This is a genomic window from Bradyrhizobium sp. SZCCHNR1051, from assembly GCF_032489615.1.
GTDB lineage: Bacteria > Pseudomonadota > Alphaproteobacteria > Rhizobiales > Xanthobacteraceae > Bradyrhizobium.
Window position 1 is genome coordinate 299,285 of the sequence record NZ_JAUEYJ010000001.1, and the last position, 21,958, is coordinate 321,242.

Here is a 21,958-nt window from a genome sequence, read left to right on the forward strand (position 1 = left end):
TTGAGACCGCCTCATGACGCAGGATGCCAATTGCGTTCCTGCATGGCTTGCCCGCGTTATTGCGACTGCGGGGCCTGCGGCGCAGCCGGAGCCGCGGGTGCCTGCTGCTCGTCGGCCTTCTTGAGCTGGTCGAGCACGCCGCCCGCGGTCGGCGCCGCTGGGGTCGCTCCGCCTGACTGGGTCTGCCCCGGCAGGTTGTTGAGAATCGAGGTCGGCTTGCGATCCAGACCCGCGAGCCAAGTCAGCGCCAGGCTGGTGAGGAAGAAGAGGAGTGCCAGGATCGCGGTCGTGCGCGTTAGCAGGTTGGCCGTGCCGCGGCTCGACATGAAGCCGGCGCCGCCGCCCATGCCAAGGCCACCGCCCTCGGATTTCTGTAACAGCACCGTACCGATCAGGACGGCGACAATCATGAGGTGGATGACGATCAAGACAGTCTGCATGGTGACCTTCCGTCACAAGCCCTCGCAGGCCCCGACCGGGGGCCGGGATCGCGAGAGCTTCGCGGGCTATTCGGAAATTTGCGCGGTGTTACACGATCATGTCGAGCAAAGCCACCCCGCAGATAATCGCAACCGCGCTTCGCACAAGCACCGACGTCGCCCCCCGGGTCGACACTTGCCGGCCGCTCCAATATCCACTATTAGAGACAAATGGATCAAATAATAGACGATTTCAGCCAGAGGCTCGCCCGTCGCCTGCTGCTGGAACGGGACGGCCGTGGGTGGTCGCTGGCCGACCTCGCCGAACGCTCTGGCGTGTCGAAGGCGACCATCAGCAAGATCGAGCGTGCCGAAGTCAGCCCGACCGCGGTGATCCTGGTCAAGCTCGCAAGCGCTTTCGATCTCACGCTGGCCGGCTTGATGCTCCGCGCCGAAGCCCAGTCGGAGCGCCTGTCCAAGGCCGCCGAGCAGCCGGTCTGGCGCGACCCGGACACGGGCTACGTCAGGCGCCAGGTCTTTCTCAGGCCGGATCATCCGATCGAATTGGTGACCGTCGAGATGCCGGCGCACCGCAGCGTGACCTTGCCGGCCTCCTCCTACATCCACATCCGCCAGCTCCTCTGGGTTCAGAGCGGGCAATTGACCATCACGGAAGGCGCGGAACGCCACGTGCTCGGGCCGGGCGACTGCCTCGGCTTCGGCCCACCGATCGACACCACCTTTGCCAATGAGACCGACGCGCCCTGCGTCTACGTCGTCGCCCTTGCCAGGAGTTGAGAATGTCCCCGCCCCGAATCGCGGCCCTGTCAGATACGCCGGCAATCCGGGCTGCGCTTCGCGCAATGCTGATCGAAACGGTCGCCCATGGTGGCTCGGTCAGCTTCATGCACCCGCTTCGTGAGGAGGATGCCGACGCGTTCTGGCGGGAATCGCTGTCGGCCGCGGCGCGCGGCGAACGAGCCGTTCTTGGCGCCTTCGATGGAGAGGATGTGATCGCCACCGTGACGCTACAGCTGAAGCTGCCGCCAAACCAGCCGCACCGCGCCGAGATCGCAAAGATGATGACGCGCATCAGCCACCGCAAACGCGGAATCGCGACCGCGCTGCTGACCGCGGCCGAAAACCTCGCCCGCGCGCATGGGCGGACGATGCTGGTCCTCGATACCGCCGAGGATGGGGGCGCCTCACAGCTCTATGAAAGCGTCGGCTTCCAGCTGAGCGGAACCATTCCGGACTATGCCTTGAAGCCGCATGGCGGCCTCACCGGCACGAAGATCTATTGGAAGCGAATCGAACAGGCGGACTGAGGCGCGCGCTTTCGCTCACGTCGCTTCTCAACAGCCCTTCGCAATGGCGAGAAAGTCCGAGGCTTTCAGGCTGGCGCCGCCGACCAGCGCGCCGTTGACATTCGCGACCGCCATCAGCTCGGCCGCATTGGAGGGCTTCACCGAGCCGCCATAGAGGATGCGCGTCCGCGCTCCCTCCTGCTTGAAGCGATCGATCAGCAGCTCTCTGATAAAGGCATGAATCTGCTCGACATCCTTGGCGGTCGGGGTCAGGCCGGTGCCGATCGCCCAGATCGGCTCATAGGCCACGACCAGGTTGTCGGCCCGTGAGCCCTGCGGCAGACTGAGGTTGAGCTGGCCGCGCAGGATGTCGAGCGTCTGCCCGGCATCGCGCTGCTGCTGGGTTTCGCCGACGCAAACGATCGCGACCAATCCGGCGCGCCACACCGCCTCGGTCTTCTGGTGCACCACAACATCGGTTTCGCCATGATCGGCGCGCCGTTCGGAATGGCCGACGATGATGGCGCTGGCGCCGGCATCGGCCAGCATCTCCGCCGAGATGTCCCCGGTATGGGCTCCCGACGCCTTGGGGTGGCAATCCTGGGCCCCGACCGCGATCGCGTGGGTGCCGCGTGCCCTCTCGGCAAAGCCTGCCACCAGAGTGGCGGGCGGACAGACCAGCAGATCGGCCTTGCCGGTGACCTCGGCGGCTCCGGCCAGCATGGCGTCGAACTCGGCGGTCGAGGCCTTCAGGCCGTTCATTTTCCAGTTGCCGGCGATCAGCGGCCGGATGCGGTCGGTCATGGCGGGATTCCAGCAAATGTTGTGACGGACATCGGCTAGCAGAGCCCTTCGACGAGCACCAGAGCGGGAGCCGTCTTCCCACCGCTTCAATCGGCCTCAGGGCCGAGGTTGCGACCGGGCGGCGGCCTCTTTATAAGCCGTTTCAACTCGGTGACGGCCTTTTGCGGAATCTGCTTTAAGGCGCGGCCTCTTCATCCTTTTTCCTGCAGACAGACTGGGACCCATGCTTCGAGGATTACGCAAGGCCTCATCAAACTGGCTCGGCAAGACCATCATGGCGGTGGTCATGGGCGTTTTGATCGTCAGTTTCGGCATCTGGGGCATCGCCGACATCTTCCGCGGCTTCGGGCAATCGACGGCTGCAACCGTGGGACGCACGGAGATCTCGGTCAACGAGTTCCGGCAGATCTATACCGACCGGCTGCAGCAGATCGGCCGCCAGCTCGGCCGTCCGCTGACCACCGAGCAGGCCCGCATGTTCGGGCTCGACCGCTCCGTTCTGCAGCAGACGATTGCGGAAGCCGCCCTCGACGAGCAGGCCCGCCGTCTCGGTCTCGCCCAGTCCGATGCGGAGACCATGCGGGTGATCCTCAGCGATCCCAACTTCAAGGGCCCGAACGGGGCGTTCGACCCGCAGCGTTTCCAGGCCATCATCCGCAATTTCGGCTTCACCGAGCAGCGCTATCTGGCTGACCAGCGCCGACAGTCGCTGCGGCGGCAGATCACCGGCACGATCGCGGCCGGGCTGGAGCCGTCCAACACGATGCTCGAGGCGCTCGGCCGCTTCCAGAACGAGCAGCGCTCGATCGATTACATCAAGCTCGACGCGGCGCAGGCCGGCACCATCGATGCGCCCTCGCCCGAGGTTCTCGCGTCCTATTTCGAAGAGCACAAAGCCCAGTTCAAGGCGCCGGAATATCGCAAGATCTCCTTCGTCGTGGTGACGCCCGAAGAGATCGGCAAGTGGACCGACGTTTCTGACGAGGACGCCAGGAAGCTGTTCGACCAGCGCAAGGCGCTGATGGGCACGCCGGAGAAGCGCCAAGTCCAGCAGATGACCTTCTCCACCATGGAGGAGGCACAAGCGGCGCGCGCCCGGATCGCCGCGGGTGAAGTCACGTTCGACGAGCTCGCCAAGGAGCGCAACCTCAACCCAGCCGATCTCGATCTCGGTCTGGTGACGAAATCGGCGATTCTCGACCCTGTCGTTGCCGATACCGCCTTCTCGCTGCCGACCGGCGAGGTCAGCCAGCCGGTCAAAGGCGCGTTCAACGTGGCGCTGGTCAAGGTCAGCGCGATTCAGCCGGGCCAACAGCCAGAATATGAGAGCGTCGCTGCCGACATCAAGAAAGAGATCGCAGCCGACCGCGCCAAGTCGCAAGTCGCCAATCTTCGCGACAAGATGGAAGACGAGCGCGGCGGTGGCGCCAGCGTGTCAGAGGCCGCCAAGAAGCTCGGTCTCAATGCCGTCACGCTCGAAGCGGTCGACAGGTCCGGCAAGCAACCCAACGGCCAGCCCGTTTCGAACATCCCGCTTGGCCTGGATGTCGTTGCGCAGGCCTTCAACAGCGACGTCGGTGTCGACAACGAGCCGATCTCGTTCCGCGGCGGCTCTGTCTGGTTCGAGGTTCTCGGCATCACCCCGCCGCGCGATCGCCCCCTCGACGAGGTCAAGGATCAGGTCGCCGCGCGCTGGCGCGACGACGAGGTCGCAGCCAAGCTGCGCGCGAAGGCCACCGAACTGGTCAAGAAGCTCAACGAGGGCGGCAAGCTCGCCGACGAGGCGGCATCGCTCGGCGTGAAGGTCGAGACGGCCAGCGCGTTCAAGCGCGACGCCTCGGTTCCCGGCGTCCCCACCGGAGCGATCACCGCCGCATTCCGCACGGCGAAGGACGGCGTCGGCCAGACCGAGGCTGATGGCGGCCGGCAGTGGATTGTGTTCCGTGTCACCGACATCATCGAGCCGAAGGTCGACCTCGCGTCCGAAGACACCAAGAAGCTGAAGGACCAGTTGCAGCGCGCGCTCGCCGACGAGCAAGGCACGGCCTATGTCATGAAGCTCGAGAAGGACATCGGGACGACGATCAACGAGGCTGCCGTGGCCCAGGTGGTCGGCGGCGGCAGCAGCAACCAATGACGGATCGCTAGGGGCACGCGATGGACGATCTCAAGTCGATCATTGGCAAGTTGGCGACCGGCGCGCCGCTGTCCCGCGAGGAGGCGGCGTCCGCCTTCGACAGCATGATGTCGGGCGAGGCGACGCCGTCGCAGATGGGCGCGCTGCTGATGGCGCTGCGTGTGCGCGGCGAGACGGTCGAGGAGATCACCGGCGCCGTCAGCGTGATGCGGGCGAAGATGCTGCGCGTCGACGCGCCGGCGAGCGCGGTCGACATCGTCGGCACCGGCGGTGACGGCTCTGGCTCGGTCAACGTCTCGACCTGCGCCTCCTTCATCGTGGCCGGCGCCGGCGTGCCGGTCGCCAAGCACGGCAACCGCGCGCTGTCGTCGCGCTCGGGCGCAGCCGACGTGCTCGCCGCGCTCGGCGTCAAGATCGATCTGAAGCCCGACCAGGTCGGACGCTGCGTGCGTGAGGCCGGCATCGGCTTCATGTTCGCGCCCGCGCATCATCCGGCGATGAAGAACGTCGGTCCGACCCGGGTCGAGCTCGCCACTCGCACGATCTTCAATCTGCTCGGTCCCCTGTCCAATCCGGCCGGCGTCAGGCGCCAGATGGTCGGCGTGTTTTCGCGGCAATGGGTGGAGCCGTTGGCACAGGTGCTGAAGAATCTTGGCTCGGAAGCCGCCTGGGTCGTGCACGGCTCCGACGGGCTCGACGAGATCACCTTGACCGGCCCGACCTTCGTCGCCGCCCTGGAGAACGGCCATATCCGTACCTTCGAGGTCTCGCCCGAGGAGGCCGGGCTTGGCCTGTGCGGCAGCGATGGTCTGAAGGGCGGTGACGCGGCGGCCAACGCCGTGGCGCTGCAGAGTGTGCTCGATGGCCTGCCGAGTCCCTATCGCGATGTGGCCCTGCTGAACGCCGCGGCGGCGCTGGTTGTCTCCGGCCGCGCCAAGACGCTGAAGGAAGGCGTCGCAATCGGCCGGGATTCGCTCGACAGCGGCGCCGCAGCAGCGCGGCTGAAGCAGCTGATCGACGTCTCGAACGACTGATCTGCGGAGCGCGCCATGTCGGATATCCTGGCCAAGATCGAAGCCTATAAGCGCGAGGAGATCGCGGCCGCCAAGCGGGCGTGCCCGCTGTCGGATCTCGAGGCGCGAGCGCGTGATGCCTCAGCGCCGCGCGGCTTCGTCGCGGCGATCCGAGCCAAGCATGCGAACCGCGACTACGCGCTGATCGCGGAGGTGAAGAAGGCTTCACCGTCGAAGGGGTTGATCCGCGCCGATTTCGATCCGCCTGTTCTCGCCAGGGCCTATGAGGCCGGCGGCGCGGCCTGCCTCTCGGTGCTGACCGACACGCCGTCGTTCCAGGGCCATCTGGACTTCATGGTCGCCGCACGCGCCGCGACCGCCCTGCCCGTGCTGCGCAAGGACTTCATGTTCGACACCTATCAGGTGGTCGAGGCTCGCGCTCATGGCGCCGACTGCATCCTGATCATCATGGCCGCGCTCGATGACGCCGCGGCTGCGGAGATCGAGGCCGCCGCGCTCGCCCACGGCATGGATGTGCTGATCGAGATCCATGATCGCGCCGAGCTCGATCGCGCGCTGAAGCTGCGCTCGCCGATGATCGGCATCAACAACCGCAACCTGCGCACCTTCGAGACCACGCTGGCGACCTCCGAGACGCTGGCGCCGCTGGTCCCGAAGGAGCGTCTGCTGGTCGGCGAGAGCGGCATCTTCACGCCGGCCGATCTCGCGCGCCTGGCGCGCGTCGGCATCCAGACCTTCCTGGTCGGCGAGAGCCTGATGCGGCAGGCGGACGTCACGGCGGCGACCCGCGCGTTGCTCGCGCGCGATGCCGCCTCCGCCAGCGCGGCTGAGTGACAATGTCCGACAAGTCACCCGGCGCTCCCGCCCTCACCCACATCGATGCTCGTGGCGAAGCCCGCATGGTCGACGTGTCGGACAAGGCTGCAACGGAGCGCACGGCAACAGCCGAAGGCCGCGTGGTGATGAGTCTCGCGACGCTCGAGCTCATCATCTCCGGCAACGCCAAGAAGGGCGACGTACTCGGCACGGCCCGCATTGCCGGCATCATGGCCGCCAAGCGCACATCCGAGCTCATTCCGCTGTGCCACCCGCTGGCGCTCTCCAAGGTCACCGTCGACATCACCCCCGACGCTGCGCTGCCCGGCTGCATCGTCAGTGCAACCGTCAAGGTCACCGGGCCGACCGGCGTCGAGATGGAAGCCCTGACGGCCGTGTCCGTCACCTGCCTGACGATCTACGACATGATCAAGGCCGCCGAGCGCGGCGTGCGCATCGAAGGTATCCATTTGACCGAGAAGATCGGCGGCAAGTCCGGGCATTATCGCGCCTGAAGGTATTGGAAAACCAAATACAACTTCGAATTAATTGTTCGCTAACTCAACTTCCTAACCTCACTTCCATAGCGGGCCTATAGCAATGGTTGTGGGAGGGACATCGTAGCGGTTCCATCCCGAAGCGCCTATCGCAAGCGTATTCAGGACCGATGACGACCAACGCTAGTCCACGGAATGCCCTCAGAGCTTCGACCGACCGCGGTGGACCGATCCGCTGGCTGGTCGGCGGAGGCCTCGTGCTTATTGCAGCCATCGCGATCGGCACGACCATCATGGCCGACAGTTTCCGGGAACGCGCGCTGAACAGCGCGACGCGCGAGCTGGAGAACACCGTCCTTCTACTGGCGCGTCATTTCGATCAGCAGATGGAGGATCTCGGCGCGATCCAGCGCGATCTCGCCAACTACGTCCGACAGAACCATATCGACACCGGCGCCCGCTTCAAGGAGCAGATGGGAAGCGCCGCCGTCAATGCCATGCTGAAGGACAAGCTGAGCGCGGTGACCTATGTCGGCGGTCTGAACATCTTCGACTCCGACGGCAACCTGATCAACTCCGGAGCGGCCTGGCCGGTGCCGCCCGTCAATATTGCCGATCGCACCTTTTTCAAGCGGCTGAAAGCCGATCCGACCGCGCCGCAATTGCTGATCGAACCGGTCGTGGGCCGGATCACCGGCACATATGTCGCGGTCATCGCCCTGAAGCTGACCAGTCCCAACGGCGAGTTCCTGGGCATCATCGGCCGCAGCCTCGAACCCATCAATGTCGAGCGGTTCTTCGCCTCCGTCGCGCTCGGGCCCGACGCGGCGATCTCGATGATGCATCGCGACGGAACCCTTCTGGCCCGCCATCCACGCCACGAGGGCATGCAGAACCAGAACTACAAGAGCGCGCCGATCTTCCGCCAGATCCTGGCCGGCGATGGCAACACCACGGGCATTTTCAGCAGCCCCGTCGACGGCGAGCACCGCATCGGCGCATCGCACCGGCTGACGAGCTATCCCTTGATCGTGACCGCGACGACGACGGTCTCGGCGGCGCTCGCCGACTGGCGCGAGCAGATGCGCTTCCTGATCGCCGTCGGCGTGACCTCGGTGCTGCTGATCGCCGGCATGCTCTACGTCGTGGTGCGCCGGTTGATCAGCGACCACGACGCCTCCAGCCGCCGCTTGACGCTGGAGAAGGAACGGCTCGACAAGGCCGTCAACAACATGACCCAAGGCCTCCTGCTGTTCGACGCATCGGAGCGCCTGGTCATCAGCAACCAGCGCTACGTCGACATGTACGGCCTGTCTGCCGACGTCGTGAAACCAGGCTGCACGTTCCGCGAGTTGATCGCGCACCGCAAGGCGACCGGCTCGCTCGCGGGCGACGACGGCGAATATGCCGATGCGGTGCTGCGCGACATCGGCCGCAAGACCTCGCAGATCATCGAGACCACGGACGGTCGCTGGATCCAGATCGTCAACGAGCCGATCGCGGGCGGCGGCTGGCTCGCCACCCACGAGGACATTACCGAGCGCAAACGGTCCGAGGAGCAGATCACGCATCTGGCGCACTATGATGCCCTGACGGATCTGCCGAACCGCACCCTGTTTCACGAGCGCCTCAAGGAGGAGCTGACCGGCGTCCTCCAAGGCCGGCGCCTCGCGCTGCACTACATCGACATCGACGAGTTCAAGGGCGTCAACGATTCGCTCGGCCACCTCGTCGGCGACGAGCTGTTGAAATCCGTCGCGGCGAGCCTGAGCACCTGTGTCGGCACCACGGGATTCGTCGCCCGCCTCGGCGGCGACGAGTTCGCCGTGGTTCAGACGGCCATCCGCAACCGCGAGGACGTCGAACAGCTGATCGAGGATATTCTCAGCGCGATCCGCGCCCCGCGCTACTGCCTCGGCCATCAGCTCACCGCCGACGCCTCGATCGGCGTGGCGCTGATCCCCGAGCACGGCACCGATCTCGACCAGATCATGAAGAATGCCGATCTGGCGATGTACGCCGCCAAGGCCGCGGGACGGCGCACCTGGCGCTTCTTCGAGCCCGAGATGGACGCCCAGGTCAAGGCGCGCCACCAGCTCGAGGTCGACCTGCGCCAGGCCATCGCCGACGATCGGCTCGAGGTCTACTACCAGCCTTGTCTGAGCCTGCAGGACGACCGCATCGTCGGCTGCGAGGCGCTGGTGCGCTGGAAGCATCCGACCCGCGGCACCGTCTCGCCGGCCGAGTTCATTCCGATCGCCGAGGACACGGGCCTCATCAACCTGCTCGGCGAACGCGTCCTTCAGGTCGCCTGTACCGAGGCTGTGAGCTGGCCGGACGACATCCGGCTCGCCGTCAACGTCTCGCCGGTGCAGTTCAAGAGCGGCACCCTGGCGCTCAAGGTCGCGAATGCGCTTGCGACCTCCGGCCTGCCGCCGCATCGGCTGGAGCTCGAGATCACGGAAGCGGTGCTGATCCGCGACGACGACGCGCTCGACACCCTGCACCAGTTGCGCGCGCTCGGCGTCCGTATCGCGCTCGACGATTTCGGCACCGGCTATTCGAGCCTCAGCTACCTCCAGCGCATTCCGTTCGACAAGATCAAGATCGACCGCTGCTTCGTCCAGGACATCACCGAGAGTGAGGGCTCCGCGGCGATCGTCCAGGCCGTGGTCAACATCGCCGCCATCCGCAAGATGTCGACGACCGCCGAGGGCGTCGAGACCGAGGCGCAGCGCCAGGTGCTGAAGCGGCTCGGCTGCTCGGAGATGCAGGGCTATCTGTTCAGCCCTCCGAAGCCCGCAGCCGACGTGGGGCAATTGTTCGCCGCGCAGCGCGCTAATCCCTCAACCGGCCGCCATTCGCGCCCCAACGCCGCGTGAGCCAGTTCCGAACCGATAAATACCGTTGCAATTTGAGGCTTTTCCACAAGCCAAACTCAAACCCTACCAACCAGTCGTCCCGTCCGCCGCTTGAAGTCCACGGCTCCGCCATGATCTACGGGACACAGACGGACATACTCCGTGTCCGCTTGTACACGCTGGTCGAAAACCACGGCGGGACGGCCTCAGGGCCGCCCCGTCGGGTGTGAGCATCGAGCGTCGCAAGCCGCGCACCCGCCTACTTCGCAGATCAGTTCGGCACCGCCGCCTTGGCTCGGACGTCGGCATTCACGGTGACGCCGCGCAGCACGTTGAAGGCGGCGTGCAGCGCCTTGTCGTCCTTCTCGTCCGGCGGAACGTAGGACTGCGAGCCGGTCTGCTCGGTGCCGTCGGGCGCCGAGAGATGGCCGCGCATGCCGGCCTCACCCTTGAGATCGCCGCGATCCTTCAGCTCGTCCGGCACGTCCTGCTTGACCTCGATGTCCGGCGCGATGCCCTGCGCCTGGATCGAGCGTCCCGACGGCGTGTAGTAGCGCGCCGTGGTCAGCGCCAGCGCGCCATTGCCGGCGCCGAGCGGAATGATGGTCTGCACGGAACCCTTGCCGAACGAGCGCGTGCCGACCAGGGTTGCACGCTTGTGATCGTGCAGCGCGCCCGCCACGATCTCCGACGCCGAGGCCGAGCCGCCGTTGATCAGCACCACGAGCGGCTTGCCCTTGGTGAGATCGCCGCCGCGTGCGGTGAAGCGCTGCGTCTCCTCAGGATTGCGGCCGCGGGTCGAAACCACCTCGCCTCGCGAGAGGAACGTGCTGGAGACCGACACCGCCTGATCGAGCAGGCCGCCCGGATTGTTGCGCAGGTCGACCACGTAGCCGGCGAGCTTCTCCTGCGGAATGTCCTTGGAGATGCTGGCGACGGCCTTGCGCAGGCTCTCGGTGGTCTGCTCGTTGAAGGATGTGATGCGGATATAGCCGATGTCGCCGCCTTCGGTGTGATAGCGGACCGGGCGCACCTTGATGATCTCGCGCGTCAGCGTAACGTCGAGCGGTGCGTCCTTGCCCTTGCGCATGATGGTAAGCTTGGTCTTGGTGTTGACGCCGCCCTTCATCTTGGCGACGGCCTGCTCGAGCGTCAGTCCCTGCACCGCCTCGCCGTCGATCTTGGCGATGAGATCGCCCGAGAGAACGCCGGCCTTGGACGCGGGCGTGTCATCGATCGGCGCGACGACCTTGACCAGGCCCTCCTCCATGGTGACCTCGAGACCGAGTCCGCCGAACTCGCCGGACGTGGTCTCCTGCATGTCGCGCCAGGACTTGTCGTTCATGTAGCGCGAATGCGGATCGAGCGAGGACACCATGCCGTTGATGGCGCCTTCGATCAGCGCGGGATCGCTCGGCTTCTCGACATAGTCGGCGCGAACGCGCTCGAACACCGCGCCGAACAGATTGAGCTGCGAATAGGTGTCGGCCATGCCGGCCGCGGCCTTGGCCTTCGCAACGAGTTGCGCGCCGTCGGGACCCGTGACCATCAGGGTCAGCCCGACGCCGGTCATCGTGCCCGCCAAGAACAGCCAGTTTTTCCGCATTGTTTGCTTCCCGAGCGTTTGTTGGATGGCCGGCCGATCAAATGGTCCGCACGCATTGCCGGCGCGATTTGTGTTGCGAACACACACCACATTTCCGGTTTCTTCAAGGCCGATATTGCGCCGCCGTACCGGGGCCCGACCGCCGGCGCTCGCATCCGAAATGGACGTTCACAGGCTGAAATCAAGCTCAAGGCTGCGCCGGCGCCGAGCCCGGCTGAACATACCCCGTCTTTCACGGACACCCATGATCACAATTCGACGAGCCGTGTACCACGCCGCGATTTGATGGCCTGGGCCTGCGGGGCGCCGCTCCCTGCGCGCGCCCGGGAAGCTCGAGTTCGGAATGGCTTGCTCCCGGCCCGCTCCATGGGCAATGCTCCGCGGCAAAACCGCAAACATGACAGTCGCTGGGAGGCAAACATGAACCAACGGACCCCGATCGAGGCCGGGTGGCGGAACGTCGAACTCGGCTCGAGCGACGAGAAGTTCCAGAACCTGCACGAGCTCATCCGCAAGGCGCGCGCCCAGCTCAACCAGAACGCCTGGGACTACATCATCGGCGGGGCCGAAACCGAGACCACGCTGCGTCGGAACCGGATGGCGCTCGACGAGATCGCGTTCCGTCCGCGCGTGCTGCGCGACGTGTCCAGGGTCGATGCCTCGGTCGAAACTTTCGGACGCAAGCTGCGCCTGCCGGTGGTCATGGCCCCGGTCGGTGCGCTCGAAATCTTCGATCCGGCAGGGGCGGCCAGCGTGGCCCGTGGGGCGGGCCGATTCGGAGCGGCGCACATGCTGAGCTCGGTGTCGGAACCCGGGCTGGAGAAGACCGCCGAGGCCGCGCCCGACGCGCTGCGAATCTTCCAGCTCTATGTCCGCGGCGACGACGCCTTCGTCGAGGACTATGTGAGCCGGGCGGTCGCCAACAGCTACACCGCGTTCTGCCTGACCGTCGACACCGCCCATTACAGCCGGCGCGAGCGCGACATCGCCAAGCGCTACGTCCGCGAAAGCCGGCTGCGCGCGACCGGCGGCGACCACCAGAAGGCGCTGAGCTGGCACACCGTCAAGCTGATCAAGGACAAGTTCAAGCTGCCGCTGATCATCAAGGGCATCGCGACTGCCGAGGACGCGCAGATTGCGGTCGATCACGGCGTCGACTGGATCTACGTCTCCAACCATGGCGGCCGCCAGCTCGACCATGGCCGCGGAGCCATGCATGTGCTGCCGGAGATCGTCGCCGCCGTGAAGAGCCGGGCAAAGATCATGGTCGACGGCGGCTTCTGCCGCGGCACCGACATCGTCAAGGCGATCGCCTCCGGCGCCGACCTCGTCGGCATCGGCCGGCTGCAATGCTGGGCGCTCGCCGCGGCCGGCGAGGACGGCATCCTGCGCATGCTCGAGCTGCTGGAGGACGAGGTCATCCGCGCGCTCGGCCTGCTCGGCGTCACCTCGTTCGCCGAGCTCAACGGCTCCTACCTGCATCCGGCAACCGCCACCAACCAGCCGAGCGTCGTCAGCGCGTTTCCGCTGGTCGACATCGAGCCCTACCGTTATTGAGGCGGAGGCCCTTCCGTTCAACGCCAGCCATCGACGCCCCCCTCCATGCCCTCCTCCGCTCTCCGCCCCGGCGACGCCGACGCGCTGCTGTTCGATCTCGGCCGCGTCGTCATCGACATCGATTTCGTCCAGGTCGTCTCGCGCTGGGCCGCGCATGCCGGCTGCGCGCCGGAGCATCTCGCCGCGCGCTTCGTGCGCGACGAGATCTATCACGGCCACGAGCGCGGCACGGTCTCCGACGCCGCGTTCTTCGCCAACCTGCGCCGGCAGCTCGGCATCGACATCACCGACGCGCAGTTTCTCGAGGGCTGGAACGCGATCTTCGTCGGTCCGATGCCGGGCATCGTCCCGCTGCTCGCACGCGCGGCGGAGAAACTGCCGCTCTATGCCTTCTCCAACACCAACCAGCCGCACATCGATCACTTCTCGCCGCGCTACGCCGACCTGCTTGGTCACTTTCGCGAGATCTTCCTGTCGTCGTCGATCGGCCTGCGAAAGCCGGATGCCGAGGCGTATGATCACGTGGTGCGGGCGATCGGCGCGCCGGCCGAGCGCATCCTGTTCTTCGACGACCTCGCTGAAAACATCGACGGCGCGCGGGCCAGCGGGCTGCAGGCGGTGCTGGTGCGCTCGACGGCCGACATCGCCGCGGCGCTGGAGGCGCTCGGGATCTGATCGCATCGCGCAAGGGTGCGTCATGGCCAGCGGCGTGACGTTCTGAAAGGCTGCGCTCGCAATGACGGTGCCACTCATGCAAAATAGTTCTCGCGACACGATGTGCCCGAGCTTTGCTGCTCTCATCTCACCCTCCTCCAATCGGAGGGCGCAGGGAATGCCGGGCTGCTGGCCGCAACCCATGGCCCGCCTGCAGAAAAAAAGCAGGCGGCAGTCACCACAGGTCCAGCCGACATCCGGCATTCCCTGCGCGATGGTCTTCACGTTTATACGCGATCTCCCCGGTGCCCGGCTTGTTGGCCACCGTCGCCGTCGGGATCATCATCACCCGCCGGCTTGGCATCAGCTTCGGGATGCCAGGACCACGCGACTTCACGTCCGCGCCATGCCGTTCGTCCGCGCGCCATCAGGGCACGCTGCGACACGTCGCGGCCACCGCATCCCGCGCTCCACGTCCGTGACGATCGCGAAGCGCCCCTCCTGTCGAGCACGGGACCAAATCAGCATAGCAGACTTTTCCGAAAAAGCGAATCCTAAATTCGACCGCCGGCAAGGGCGCGATCCGGCCCGTCTCCCGCCGCATCCGCTGGTCGCAGACGACCCGACCGCCTAAGCTGTCCGCTCCTGCACGCCCCGCCGCCCGGAAGAACCGAATGCCCCTCGACATCATTTGTTTGCGTGATCGGCCGACCTGATCCCGCGCGTGTTCTCGCCCGGGCTCGATGGTCTTTAGCTCGAGTTCATGCGTCAAGACCGGACGGCGATGTTGTACTTCGACTCGCCCGTGTTCGACCAATATGCGGACTGCGCCTACGTGGCGCTCGCCGGTGACGAGGTGGTCGGGCGCGCCTTCGCCGTCCCCTTCACCTTCGGCATCGACGGCCGCCGCACGCTGCCGGATGCGGGCTGGGACGAGGTGATCCGCTGGGGTCACGAGGACCGCCTGCTGGGACGGCGGCCGACGACGATGAGCGCGCTGGAGATTGCGCTGCTGCCGAAGGCGCGCGTGCCCGGCAGCTCGCTCGCCATGCTCGCGGCTCTGAAAGGCTGCGCACGCGCCAAAGGTTTTGCCGAGCTGTATGCGCCGGTGCGACCGAACCAGAAACATCTGGCGCCGCGGACGCCGATGCGCGCCTATCTCGATCAGCGGCGCGAAGACGGCCGATTGGTCGATTCCTGGCTGCGCACGCACCTCGGCATCGGTGGCGAGATCGTCAAGATCGCGCCGTGCTCGATGACCATCGTCGGCACGCTTGCCGAGTGGTCGCAATGGACCGGCGTGACCTTCGATCGCTCGGGTGAGATCGAGGTCCCCGCTGCTCTCGTGCCCGTGCTCGCGTCGGTCGAGCACGACCATGCCGCCTATGTCGAGCCGAATGTCTGGATTCGGCATCCGCTCTAACGCGGTGCAGGCCGTCCGCGCGACGATCAACGCGCCGGCACGACGCGCTCGTCCAGAAATCCGATCACCGCGTCGAACGCCTGCCGTCGATTCCGCTCCATCAGGATCATGTGCGTGCCCTGCCCGATCTCGACCAGGCGCTTGTACGGCGCGCTCACGAGACGAACGAACAGGTCGTGCGCCACGTCGAAGCGAACGTCCACATCCCATTCCGCCGAGAGCACGAGAACAGGGCAGTTGATCGTGCTGGGATCGTAGATCGGCTGGTCCACGGTCCAATGCTCGCGCACGTCCTGCACCGCGCCCGAAGGCGCGCGGATCGCGCCGGGGTACGGCGAGTCCGGATCGGTCGCGAGCGTCGCCTCCGCCCAGGACTCGAACCAGCCGTCCGGAATCAGCTTGTCCCGCGCCTGCTCCGGAGCGGCGCCGCGCCACGCAGCCTCGAACGCGCGCGGGCTGACGATCCGATAGGCGCCGAGCGGTCCGCCGGCGTCGATGCGCAGCGGCTCGCTGGACAGCCAGAGCGGCGTCACCAGGATCAGCTTCTCGAGCTTCGCGCTCGCCGCGCTCGCGAGCATGCCCGCGACGGTGGCGCCCCAGGACATGCCGAGCACGTTGGCGCGCGGGACGTCGCGATGCCGGCAGATGAAGTCCACCGCCGCGCCGAAATCGTCCACGGCGGTCCGCGCATTGACCAATGGAGATCCCTCCTCGGCCGCCCGCGACATCTCCGGCGGCCGGCTGGAGCCGCCATAGCCGCGCGCATCGACGGCCCAGACATCGTAGCCGGCCTGCGCCAGGACATCCATGAAGGAGGCGCCACCAACCGCGACGTCGAACAGGCTGGCGGATGAAAAGGTGGCGCCGTGCATCATCACCAGCGTGCGCTCGGCCGAGAACCGTTGCACGTCATGCCGGCGCTTGTTGATGAGCTGAAGCTGTACATCGGACACCGGGCCTTCGATCAGGCGGCGCTCGGAAACGATGCGCGAGGAGGACGTTGCGTTCTCGGTCATGGTCACCTCGGATCAGGCGAACTGCCACGCGAACCGGTCGCCGTCGCGGCTGATCCGCCCGGCCGAGGACTCGGCGAAGTGGGTCGTGAACACGAGGGAGCCGGTCTCGGCGGCATGGTTCATCGCCCATCGGCGTGAGGTCCGCGCCGCATCCGGAAATTCGCAATAGACCGAGTTCCAATCCGGACGCGCGACCTGCAGCGGATGATGCATCACATCGCCCCAGAACAGCGCGCGCTCGCCGCGCGAGGTGAGACTGATGCAGGCGTGATCGATGCTGTGACCAGGGCTCGGCAGATAGCGGAAGCCATCCACGACCTCGCTGCCATCGACCGTGATCTCACGCGCGAGGCCGGCCTCGACGATCGGCAGCACGCTGTCTTCGTAGACCCCTGGCAGCGGCGGATGCAGCATGCGACCGAGACCGGCCGCATCCCTGATCGCGGCATCCGAGCCGTCAGCGGCCGACAGTGCCGCCAGATAGGCGCGCTCGCGGCCTGAGAAAACGTACCGGGCGTTCGGAAACACCGGCGTCCAACGGCCATCGGCAAGCTGCGTATTCCACCCCACATGATCCGCGTGCAGATGCGTCATCAGGACGAGATCGACATCGCCAGGGGCGACGCCGGCCGCCCGCAGCCGGTCGAGAAACGGCTCGTTCAAGCGATGCAGAACTGCTGCGCCGGGCCGCTCCTTGTCATTGCCGGTGGCCGTGTCGATCAGGACCACCCGCTCCGGCGTCCGCACCAGCCAGCTATGGATGCTCAGGCGCAACGATCCCGTGTGCGGATCGACCGATCCCGGCCCCACCTGGCCTCGTTCCCGAACGATGCTGTCTGCTTCTACGCCCGGAAACAAAAACTCGCCCTCGACCGCATCGAGGCCGATCTCGAAGATCCTGGTGATGGTGGCGTCTCCGACGCGATAGGTCGTGATGTCCTGCATGTCTGGCGGCCTCGATCCGAACGGTGGTCTTGTCTGGGCCGAGATCTAGGACTAGGTCATACATTCCTCAAATCGATCCAGCTCATGCAGTCCATCGATCACTTCGATCTTCGCTCCTTCGACCTCAATCTGCTGGTCGCGTTCGACGCGCTCATGCAGGAGCGCAGCGTGACGCGCGCGGCCGCACGCCTCAAGGTGGGTCAGCCTGCGATGAGCCATACGCTGTCGACGCTTCGCGTGCTGCTGCAGGACGAGCTGTTCGTCCGCGTCGGCGCCGTCATGCAGCCGACGCCAAAGGCTGCGGTGCTCGCCGGGCCGGTTCGGGCGGCGCTGGGGCAGATGCAGGCAGCGCTGCATGCCGCACCGGAGTTCGACCCGGCGACCGAGCAGCGCACCATCCGCCTGGGATTTTCAAGTGAGGTCGAGCTGCTGCTGATCCCCGAGCTCACCGCGGTGCTCCGTCGAACGGCGCCCGGCGTGCGGCTTCTCAGCCGGCCGACCGAACGTAACGAGGTGCATCGCCTGCTCGACGACGGAGCCTTGGATGTCGCGGTCGGCTGCTTCGACGCCGTCGCACAGCGGCACAGATCCCAGCTCCTGTTCGAGCAGGCGCTGAGCTGCGTCTACAATCCAAAGCGCATCGCGATGAAAACGCCGATCAGCCTCGCCGACTATCTGTCGCTTCCGCACGCGCTGGTGACGCTGACCAACAGCCTGCAGGGCTGTCTGGAGGCGGCGCTGGATGAGATCGGGACCGAGCTCAACGTGGTCTCAGCCTCCTCGGAATTCCTCAGCGTGCTGGCGACGGTCGCCGCATCACCGGTGATCACGACGATACCGACCAGGATGGCAAAGCTCTACGGGCCGCGATTTGGGCTGACGCTCTGTCCCGCGCCGTTGAAGCTGCGGCTGCCGGCCGTCTCGATGGTCTGGCCGCTGCAGCTCGATCGTGATGCAGCATCGGTCTGGCTGCGGAACATGGTGGCGGACATCCTGCACACGACCGAGCGAGCAGCCTGTCGTGCGGCTGCGGGATAGCATTCAAAATGAACTCTCTGCATCACGTCTGCTCCGGCCGCGCGCGGCTCGCCGCCGAGGTTGCCGGCCAGGGAGACCCTGTCGTCTTCCTGCACGCCGCAGTGTTCGACCGCTCCATGTGGCGCGCGCAGATCGAGGGCGTCGCGGCAACGCATATGGCGATCGCCTATGACCGGCGCGGATTTGGTGAGACGGTCGCCTATGAGGAAGCTCATTCTCCGGTCGAGGACCTGCTCGCCGTCGTCGACGCGTTCGCGCCGGGGCGGCCGGCGACGCTGATTGCCTGCTCGCAAGGAGGCCGCATCGCGCTCGACTTCGCGCTTCGCCATCCGTCACGTATGGCATCGCTGGTGCTGATCGCACCTTCGATCAGCGGCGCGCCGGAGCCGGTCTATCCACCGGAGATCAAGGCGCTAACGGCGTCGTTGGCCGCTGCCGAGGCCGCACAGGATTGGGATCGGGTCAGCGCTATCAAGGCGCATCTGTGGGTCGACGGTCCCTTGCAGCGCGAGGGACGCATCTCCGGCGAGCCACGCGAGACGTTCCTGAAGAAGAACGCCGCCGCACTCCGCGCGCCGCCAACCGGCGCGACTCTCGATATGGCACCAGCCTTCCCGCGCCTCGCGGAGATCGTCGCGCCATCGCTCGTCATCTGGGGGGACTTGGACTTTCCTCACATCCAGCAGCGAAGCAGGCTGCTCGCCGCAACAATGCCGAACGGGTCAGGACATGAGCTGGCCGGAACGGCGCACCTGCCGAGCCTGGAACGTCCGCAGGAGGTCACGCGGTTGATTGCAGACTTTCTCGCGCGATCGTGAGGCAGCGGCCCGGACGCGGCCCACATCAGACGATCAGAAGGCAGGAAGCGGCCTGAGCCCTTGGCCGAGCCGTGCGCGTTCGGTTAGAAGGCGATTCATTCGATCTGCCGTCTCCGTCCGAAGGAACTCTCATGGCCCTGATGCCGGTGTCTGATGCGTTGTCCGCCGTGCTCGCCGGCGCCGAGCCGCTGGCCGAGGAGCTGGTGACGCTGGACGAGGCCCATCACCGCATCCTGGCCCGCGACCTCGCGGCGCTGCGGACGCAGCCGCCCGAGGCGATGTCGGCGATGGACGGCTACGCCGTGCGCGCGGCGGACGCAGCCCAGGCCAAGGTGCGGCTGAGGGTGATCGGCGAGGTCGCGGCGGGGCGGCCGTTCGATCGCGTGGTCGGACCCGGCGAGGCGGCGCGCATCTTCACTGGTGGCGTTGTCCCTGAGGGCGCCGACGCGGTGGTGATCCAGGAGGACACGATCGCCGAAGATGGCCACGTCGTCATCACCGAGGCCGCGATCAAGGGCCGGCACATTCGGCCCGCGGGCGTCGACTTCCACCAGGGCATGGTGCTGCTGAAGGCGGGCCGCCGGCTCAGCGACCGCGACCTGTCGCTGGCGGCCAGCATGAATCATCCGGCACTGCCGGTGCGGTGCCGGCCGAAGGTGGCGCTGCTCGCCACCGGCGACGAGCTGGTGATGCCGGGCTCGACGCCCGGCCCGGGCCAGATCGTCTATTCCAACGGCTACGCCCTGCGGGCGCTGGTGCGCAGCGAGGGCGCGACACCGATCGATCTCGGCATCGCCGCGGATACGATGGAGGCCACGGTCGCCGGGATCCGGCGGGCGCGCGAGGCCAAGGCCGACATCCTGATCACGACCGGCGGCGCCTCGGTCGGCGATCACGACCTCGTCAAGCAGGCGCTCGAAGCCGAGGGCGTCGAGATGGCGTTCTGGAAGATCGCGATGCGGCCGGGCAAGCCGATGATGCACGGACGGCTCGGTGACATGAGGGTGATCGGACTGCCCGGCAATCCGGTGTCGTCCTATGTCTGCGCCATCCTGTTCCTGGTGCCGCTGATTCGGCGGCTGCTCGGCCGCGACGAAGCTCGCATGCCACGCGAGACCGCCCTGCTCGGCCGCGAGCTCGGGGCCAACGATTCGCGCGAGGACTATCTGCGGGCGCAGCTCGAGGAGCGCGCCGACGGCACGCTGATCGCAACGCCGGTGACGCAGCAGGATTCGTCGCTGCTCGGCAATCTCGCGCTCTCGCAGGCGCTGGTGATCCGGCGGGCGTTTGCGCCGAAGGCCGCCGCCGGCAGCCCGTGCGAGATCCTGCGCCTGCCGAGCTAGGCCGTTTCCCCCGGCAAAGCCCGGTCCGTTCACTACAATTTAAGGATTGCGGAACACACATCGAACATATAGTGTCCGTTCATGATTTGTTTTTAGTATGTTGCGGGCGACGCGATGATGGTCCGACTCCAAGGCGCTCTCAGCCGGTTTGTGCTCAAGGCGCAGCTCCTGGACTCGGACGACAACAAACTGGGGACCAGGTCGAGATGCTGACGCGCAAACAGTACGAACTTCTGCGGTTCATCAACGAGCGGCTCAAGGAAGCCGGCGTGCCGCCGTCCTTCGACGAGATGAAGGATGCGCTCGATCTGCGCTCGAAGTCCGGCATTCATCGCCTGATCACGGCGCTCGAGGAGCGCGGCTTCATCCGCCGGCTGCCCAACCGCGCCCGCGCGATCGAGGTGATCAAGCTGCCCGAGCTGTCACAGGCCGCCAACAACCGCCGCGGCTTCACCCCATCGGTGATCGAGGGCAATCTCGGCAAGGTGCGCACCAGCACTCCCGCGCTGGACGATGGCGAGCGCCCCGTCGCGGTGCCGGTGATGGGCCGCATCGCCGCCGGTACCCCGATCGAGGCGCTACAGACGCGCAGCCACACCATCAGCGTGCCCGCCGACATGCTCGGCAACGGCGATCACTATGCGCTCGAGGTGCGCGGCGACTCCATGGTCGATGCCGGCATCCTCGACGGCGACATGGCGCTGATCCAGCGCAACGAGACCGCCGACACCGGCGACATCGTGGTAGCGCTGATCGACGATGAGGAAGCGACGTTGAAGCGCTTCCGCCGCCGCGGCGCATCGATCGCGCTGGAGCCGGCCAACACCGCCTACGAGGTGCGCATCCTGCCGCCGAACCGGGTGAAGATCCAAGGCAAGCTGGTCGGGCTGTATCGCAAGTACTGATCGCGGACGCGATCGGTCGATCGGCGACGGGCGCACGCGCTTCGCCGCCGATCGAAATTGGTCACGCGCGAATGCACCTCAGGATGTGCAGCGCGGCATGCTCAAACGCTTGTGATCGCCCGCGGGCGCACGCGGTGCAGATCAGCGCAGAATTGCCGTGAAGCGCGCGCTAACATCACCATCGATGTCCACTCTGATAGAGGCCTGCGCCTGTCCGGGGGGAGCGTGGGTCGGCTATCTCTCAACGAGGAGCGATCCGATGTGTGACTACAGCCTCCATGCGGTTGCGTCCCGTCCCGCCAAGGTCGGCGAGACGTTGATCTCGACGACGTTTCGCGGCACCGCCACCCGCGGCTTCGCCCTCGAGAGCGAGCCGACCGTCGCCGTCTGCATGCTGCCCGGCACCGAGTTGGCATTTGTCGAGGACGTCCGCTACGACAGCCGCTGGCTCTGGACCCGGACGATCCGCGAGCGCGTCGCGAAGTTCAACAGCATCGAGACGCACATCCCCGATCGCCATCACGACGCGATCGAATTCGCCGACGGCCGCCACGTGCTGGTGACCCAGCTCTGCGAGGGCCAGCGCGTCACCGTGCTACAATTGCCGGTCAGCAAGCAGCCGGCCGAGCGCCGCCCGGGCATGGCGGAGGACGTTCCGGCTTCGCAGGCCACACCGATTCGCCGCATCAGCATCACCTGAGCGCCTGCGCGTCCGCATTTCTCTCGGTCATGAGCGAGCTTTCGGCCGGGGGAGATTTGGTTTCTGCAAGCGCAAGGT

The 21,958-nt window shown here is 66.4% G+C and carries 20 protein-coding genes; 15 read left to right on the forward strand and 5 right to left on the reverse strand.

Annotated features, from left to right (window positions below; all coding sequences use genetic code 11):
• Positions 1-56: 56 nt before the first annotated feature.
• Positions 57-440: a preprotein translocase subunit SecG gene (gene secG, locus QW868_RS01330; protein ID WP_315798413.1), complete on the reverse strand. Its 384-nt coding sequence runs from the start codon at positions 438-440 to the stop codon at positions 57-59.
• 210 nt (positions 441-650) lie between these two features.
• On the opposite strand from secG, the gene QW868_RS01335 reads away from it, so the two are divergent.
• On the forward strand, positions 651-1,217 hold the full coding sequence (locus QW868_RS01335) for an XRE family transcriptional regulator (protein WP_315738201.1): 567 nt from the start codon (positions 651-653) through the stop codon (positions 1,215-1,217).
• A gap of 2 nt (positions 1,218-1,219) precedes the next feature.
• Positions 1,220-1,747 (forward strand): GNAT family N-acetyltransferase, encoded by a 528-nt coding sequence (locus QW868_RS01340; protein ID WP_316229751.1) that lies wholly within the window; start codon positions 1,220-1,222, stop codon positions 1,745-1,747.
• 27 nt (positions 1,748-1,774) lie between these two features.
• Here QW868_RS01340 and tpiA read toward each other — a convergent pair whose 3' ends face one another.
• Positions 1,775-2,530, reverse strand: a complete 756-nt coding sequence (tpiA, locus tag QW868_RS01345; protein WP_316229752.1) for a triose-phosphate isomerase — start codon at positions 2,528-2,530, stop codon at positions 1,775-1,777.
• A 223-nt stretch (positions 2,531-2,753) separates the two neighbouring features.
• Here tpiA and QW868_RS01350 point away from each other — a divergent pair, with 223 nt between their 5' ends.
• From QW868_RS01350 to QW868_RS01370, 5 genes are all read left to right on the forward strand, one after another.
• Complete coding sequence (locus tag QW868_RS01350) at positions 2,754-4,667, forward strand: peptidylprolyl isomerase (RefSeq protein WP_316229753.1); 1,914 nt, start codon at positions 2,754-2,756, stop codon at positions 4,665-4,667.
• Positions 4,668-4,687: 20 nt separating this feature from the next.
• Positions 4,688-5,701, forward strand: coding sequence for an anthranilate phosphoribosyltransferase (trpD, locus tag QW868_RS01355; protein ID WP_315775015.1), 1,014 nt, complete (start codon positions 4,688-4,690; stop codon positions 5,699-5,701).
• A gap of 15 nt (positions 5,702-5,716) precedes the next feature.
• A complete protein-coding gene (trpC, locus tag QW868_RS01360; protein ID WP_315738206.1) occupies positions 5,717-6,535 on the forward strand; it encodes an indole-3-glycerol phosphate synthase TrpC in 819 nt (272 codons plus the stop codon).
• 2 nt (positions 6,536-6,537) lie between these two features.
• On the forward strand, positions 6,538-7,032 hold the full coding sequence (moaC, locus tag QW868_RS01365; protein ID WP_316229754.1) for a cyclic pyranopterin monophosphate synthase MoaC: 495 nt from the start codon (positions 6,538-6,540) through the stop codon (positions 7,030-7,032).
• A 152-nt stretch (positions 7,033-7,184) separates the two neighbouring features.
• Positions 7,185-9,896: an EAL domain-containing protein gene (locus tag QW868_RS01370; protein WP_316229755.1), complete on the forward strand. Its 2,712-nt coding sequence runs from the start codon at positions 7,185-7,187 to the stop codon at positions 9,894-9,896.
• A 250-nt stretch (positions 9,897-10,146) separates the two neighbouring features.
• On the opposite strand, the gene QW868_RS01375 is transcribed toward QW868_RS01370, so the two are convergent.
• Positions 10,147-11,481: a S41 family peptidase gene (locus QW868_RS01375; protein ID WP_315738209.1), complete on the reverse strand. Its 1,335-nt coding sequence runs from the start codon at positions 11,479-11,481 to the stop codon at positions 10,147-10,149.
• A gap of 420 nt (positions 11,482-11,901) precedes the next feature.
• Between QW868_RS01375 and QW868_RS01380 the strand changes: the two genes are divergently transcribed.
• From QW868_RS01380 to QW868_RS01390, 3 genes are all read left to right on the forward strand, one after another.
• Positions 11,902-13,038, forward strand: coding sequence for an alpha-hydroxy acid oxidase (locus tag QW868_RS01380; RefSeq protein WP_315798417.1), 1,137 nt, complete (start codon positions 11,902-11,904; stop codon positions 13,036-13,038).
• A 45-nt stretch (positions 13,039-13,083) separates the two neighbouring features.
• Positions 13,084-13,713, forward strand: coding sequence for an HAD family phosphatase (locus QW868_RS01385; RefSeq protein WP_316229756.1), 630 nt, complete (start codon positions 13,084-13,086; stop codon positions 13,711-13,713).
• Between the two features lie 763 nt (positions 13,714-14,476).
• A complete protein-coding gene (locus QW868_RS01390) occupies positions 14,477-15,115 on the forward strand; it encodes a hypothetical protein (protein ID WP_316229757.1) in 639 nt (212 codons plus the stop codon).
• Between the two features lie 26 nt (positions 15,116-15,141).
• Here QW868_RS01390 and QW868_RS01395 read toward each other — a convergent pair whose 3' ends face one another.
• Together QW868_RS01395 and QW868_RS01400 are read right to left on the reverse strand one after the other, a co-directional pair.
• Positions 15,142-16,131 (reverse strand): alpha/beta hydrolase, encoded by a 990-nt coding sequence (locus QW868_RS01395; protein WP_315780181.1) that lies wholly within the window; start codon positions 16,129-16,131, stop codon positions 15,142-15,144.
• A 12-nt stretch (positions 16,132-16,143) separates the two neighbouring features.
• Positions 16,144-17,076 (reverse strand): MBL fold metallo-hydrolase, encoded by a 933-nt coding sequence (locus tag QW868_RS01400; RefSeq protein ID WP_316160047.1) that lies wholly within the window; start codon positions 17,074-17,076, stop codon positions 16,144-16,146.
• Positions 17,077-17,160: 84 nt separating this feature from the next.
• On the opposite strand from QW868_RS01400, the gene QW868_RS01405 reads away from it, so the two are divergent.
• The 5 genes from QW868_RS01405 (at position 17,161) to QW868_RS01425 (ending at position 21,880) form a co-directional block, all read left to right on the forward strand.
• Positions 17,161-18,114 carry a LysR family transcriptional regulator gene (locus QW868_RS01405; protein ID WP_315738214.1) on the forward strand — a complete coding sequence of 318 codons (954 nt, stop codon included), beginning with the start codon at positions 17,161-17,163 and terminating at the stop codon, positions 18,112-18,114.
• Positions 18,115-18,122: 8 nt separating this feature from the next.
• Positions 18,123-18,932, forward strand: coding sequence for an alpha/beta hydrolase (locus tag QW868_RS01410; RefSeq protein WP_316176374.1), 810 nt, complete (start codon positions 18,123-18,125; stop codon positions 18,930-18,932).
• A gap of 131 nt (positions 18,933-19,063) precedes the next feature.
• Complete coding sequence (gene glp, locus QW868_RS01415; RefSeq protein ID WP_316229758.1) at positions 19,064-20,275, forward strand: gephyrin-like molybdotransferase Glp; 1,212 nt, start codon at positions 19,064-19,066, stop codon at positions 20,273-20,275.
• 206 nt (positions 20,276-20,481) lie between these two features.
• Positions 20,482-21,180 carry a transcriptional repressor LexA gene (gene lexA / locus QW868_RS01420; RefSeq protein WP_172109545.1) on the forward strand — a complete coding sequence of 233 codons (699 nt, stop codon included), beginning with the start codon at positions 20,482-20,484 and terminating at the stop codon, positions 21,178-21,180.
• A gap of 259 nt (positions 21,181-21,439) precedes the next feature.
• Positions 21,440-21,880 (forward strand): hypothetical protein, encoded by a 441-nt coding sequence (locus QW868_RS01425; protein ID WP_315775027.1) that lies wholly within the window; start codon positions 21,440-21,442, stop codon positions 21,878-21,880.
• The last annotated feature ends 78 nt before the right edge of the window (positions 21,881-21,958 follow it).

Bases quoted from the DNA above. Each gene is read 5' to 3' on its own strand.
- secG (WP_315798413.1), bottom strand. From the start codon at position 440: ATGCAGACTGTCTTGATCGTCATCCACCTCATGATTGTCGCCGTCCTG.
- QW868_RS01335 (WP_315738201.1), top strand. From the start codon at position 651: ATGGATCAAATAATAGACGATTTCAGCCAGAGGCTCGCCCGTCGCCTG.
- QW868_RS01340 (WP_316229751.1), top strand. From the start codon at position 1,220: ATGTCCCCGCCCCGAATCGCGGCCCTGTCAGATACGCCGGCAATCCGG.
- tpiA (WP_316229752.1), bottom strand. From the start codon at position 2,530: ATGACCGACCGCATCCGGCCGCTGATCGCCGGCAACTGGAAAATGAAC.
- QW868_RS01350 (WP_316229753.1), top strand. From the start codon at position 2,754: ATGCTTCGAGGATTACGCAAGGCCTCATCAAACTGGCTCGGCAAGACC.
- trpD (WP_315775015.1), top strand. From the start codon at position 4,688: ATGGACGATCTCAAGTCGATCATTGGCAAGTTGGCGACCGGCGCGCCG.
- trpC (WP_315738206.1), top strand. From the start codon at position 5,717: ATGTCGGATATCCTGGCCAAGATCGAAGCCTATAAGCGCGAGGAGATC.
- moaC (WP_316229754.1), top strand. From the start codon at position 6,538: ATGTCCGACAAGTCACCCGGCGCTCCCGCCCTCACCCACATCGATGCT.
- QW868_RS01370 (WP_316229755.1), top strand. From the start codon at position 7,185: ATGACGACCAACGCTAGTCCACGGAATGCCCTCAGAGCTTCGACCGAC.
- QW868_RS01375 (WP_315738209.1), bottom strand. From the start codon at position 11,481: ATGCGGAAAAACTGGCTGTTCTTGGCGGGCACGATGACCGGCGTCGGG.
- QW868_RS01380 (WP_315798417.1), top strand. From the start codon at position 11,902: ATGAACCAACGGACCCCGATCGAGGCCGGGTGGCGGAACGTCGAACTC.
- QW868_RS01385 (WP_316229756.1), top strand. From the start codon at position 13,084: ATGCCCTCCTCCGCTCTCCGCCCCGGCGACGCCGACGCGCTGCTGTTC.
- QW868_RS01390 (WP_316229757.1), top strand. From the start codon at position 14,477: ATGTTGTACTTCGACTCGCCCGTGTTCGACCAATATGCGGACTGCGCC.
- QW868_RS01395 (WP_315780181.1), bottom strand. From the start codon at position 16,131: ATGACCGAGAACGCAACGTCCTCCTCGCGCATCGTTTCCGAGCGCCGC.
- QW868_RS01400 (WP_316160047.1), bottom strand. From the start codon at position 17,076: ATGCAGGACATCACGACCTATCGCGTCGGAGACGCCACCATCACCAGG.
- QW868_RS01405 (WP_315738214.1), top strand. From the start codon at position 17,161: ATGCAGTCCATCGATCACTTCGATCTTCGCTCCTTCGACCTCAATCTG.
- QW868_RS01410 (WP_316176374.1), top strand. From the start codon at position 18,123: ATGAACTCTCTGCATCACGTCTGCTCCGGCCGCGCGCGGCTCGCCGCC.
- glp (WP_316229758.1), top strand. From the start codon at position 19,064: ATGGCCCTGATGCCGGTGTCTGATGCGTTGTCCGCCGTGCTCGCCGGC.
- lexA (WP_172109545.1), top strand. From the start codon at position 20,482: ATGCTGACGCGCAAACAGTACGAACTTCTGCGGTTCATCAACGAGCGG.
- QW868_RS01425 (WP_315775027.1), top strand. From the start codon at position 21,440: ATGTGTGACTACAGCCTCCATGCGGTTGCGTCCCGTCCCGCCAAGGTC.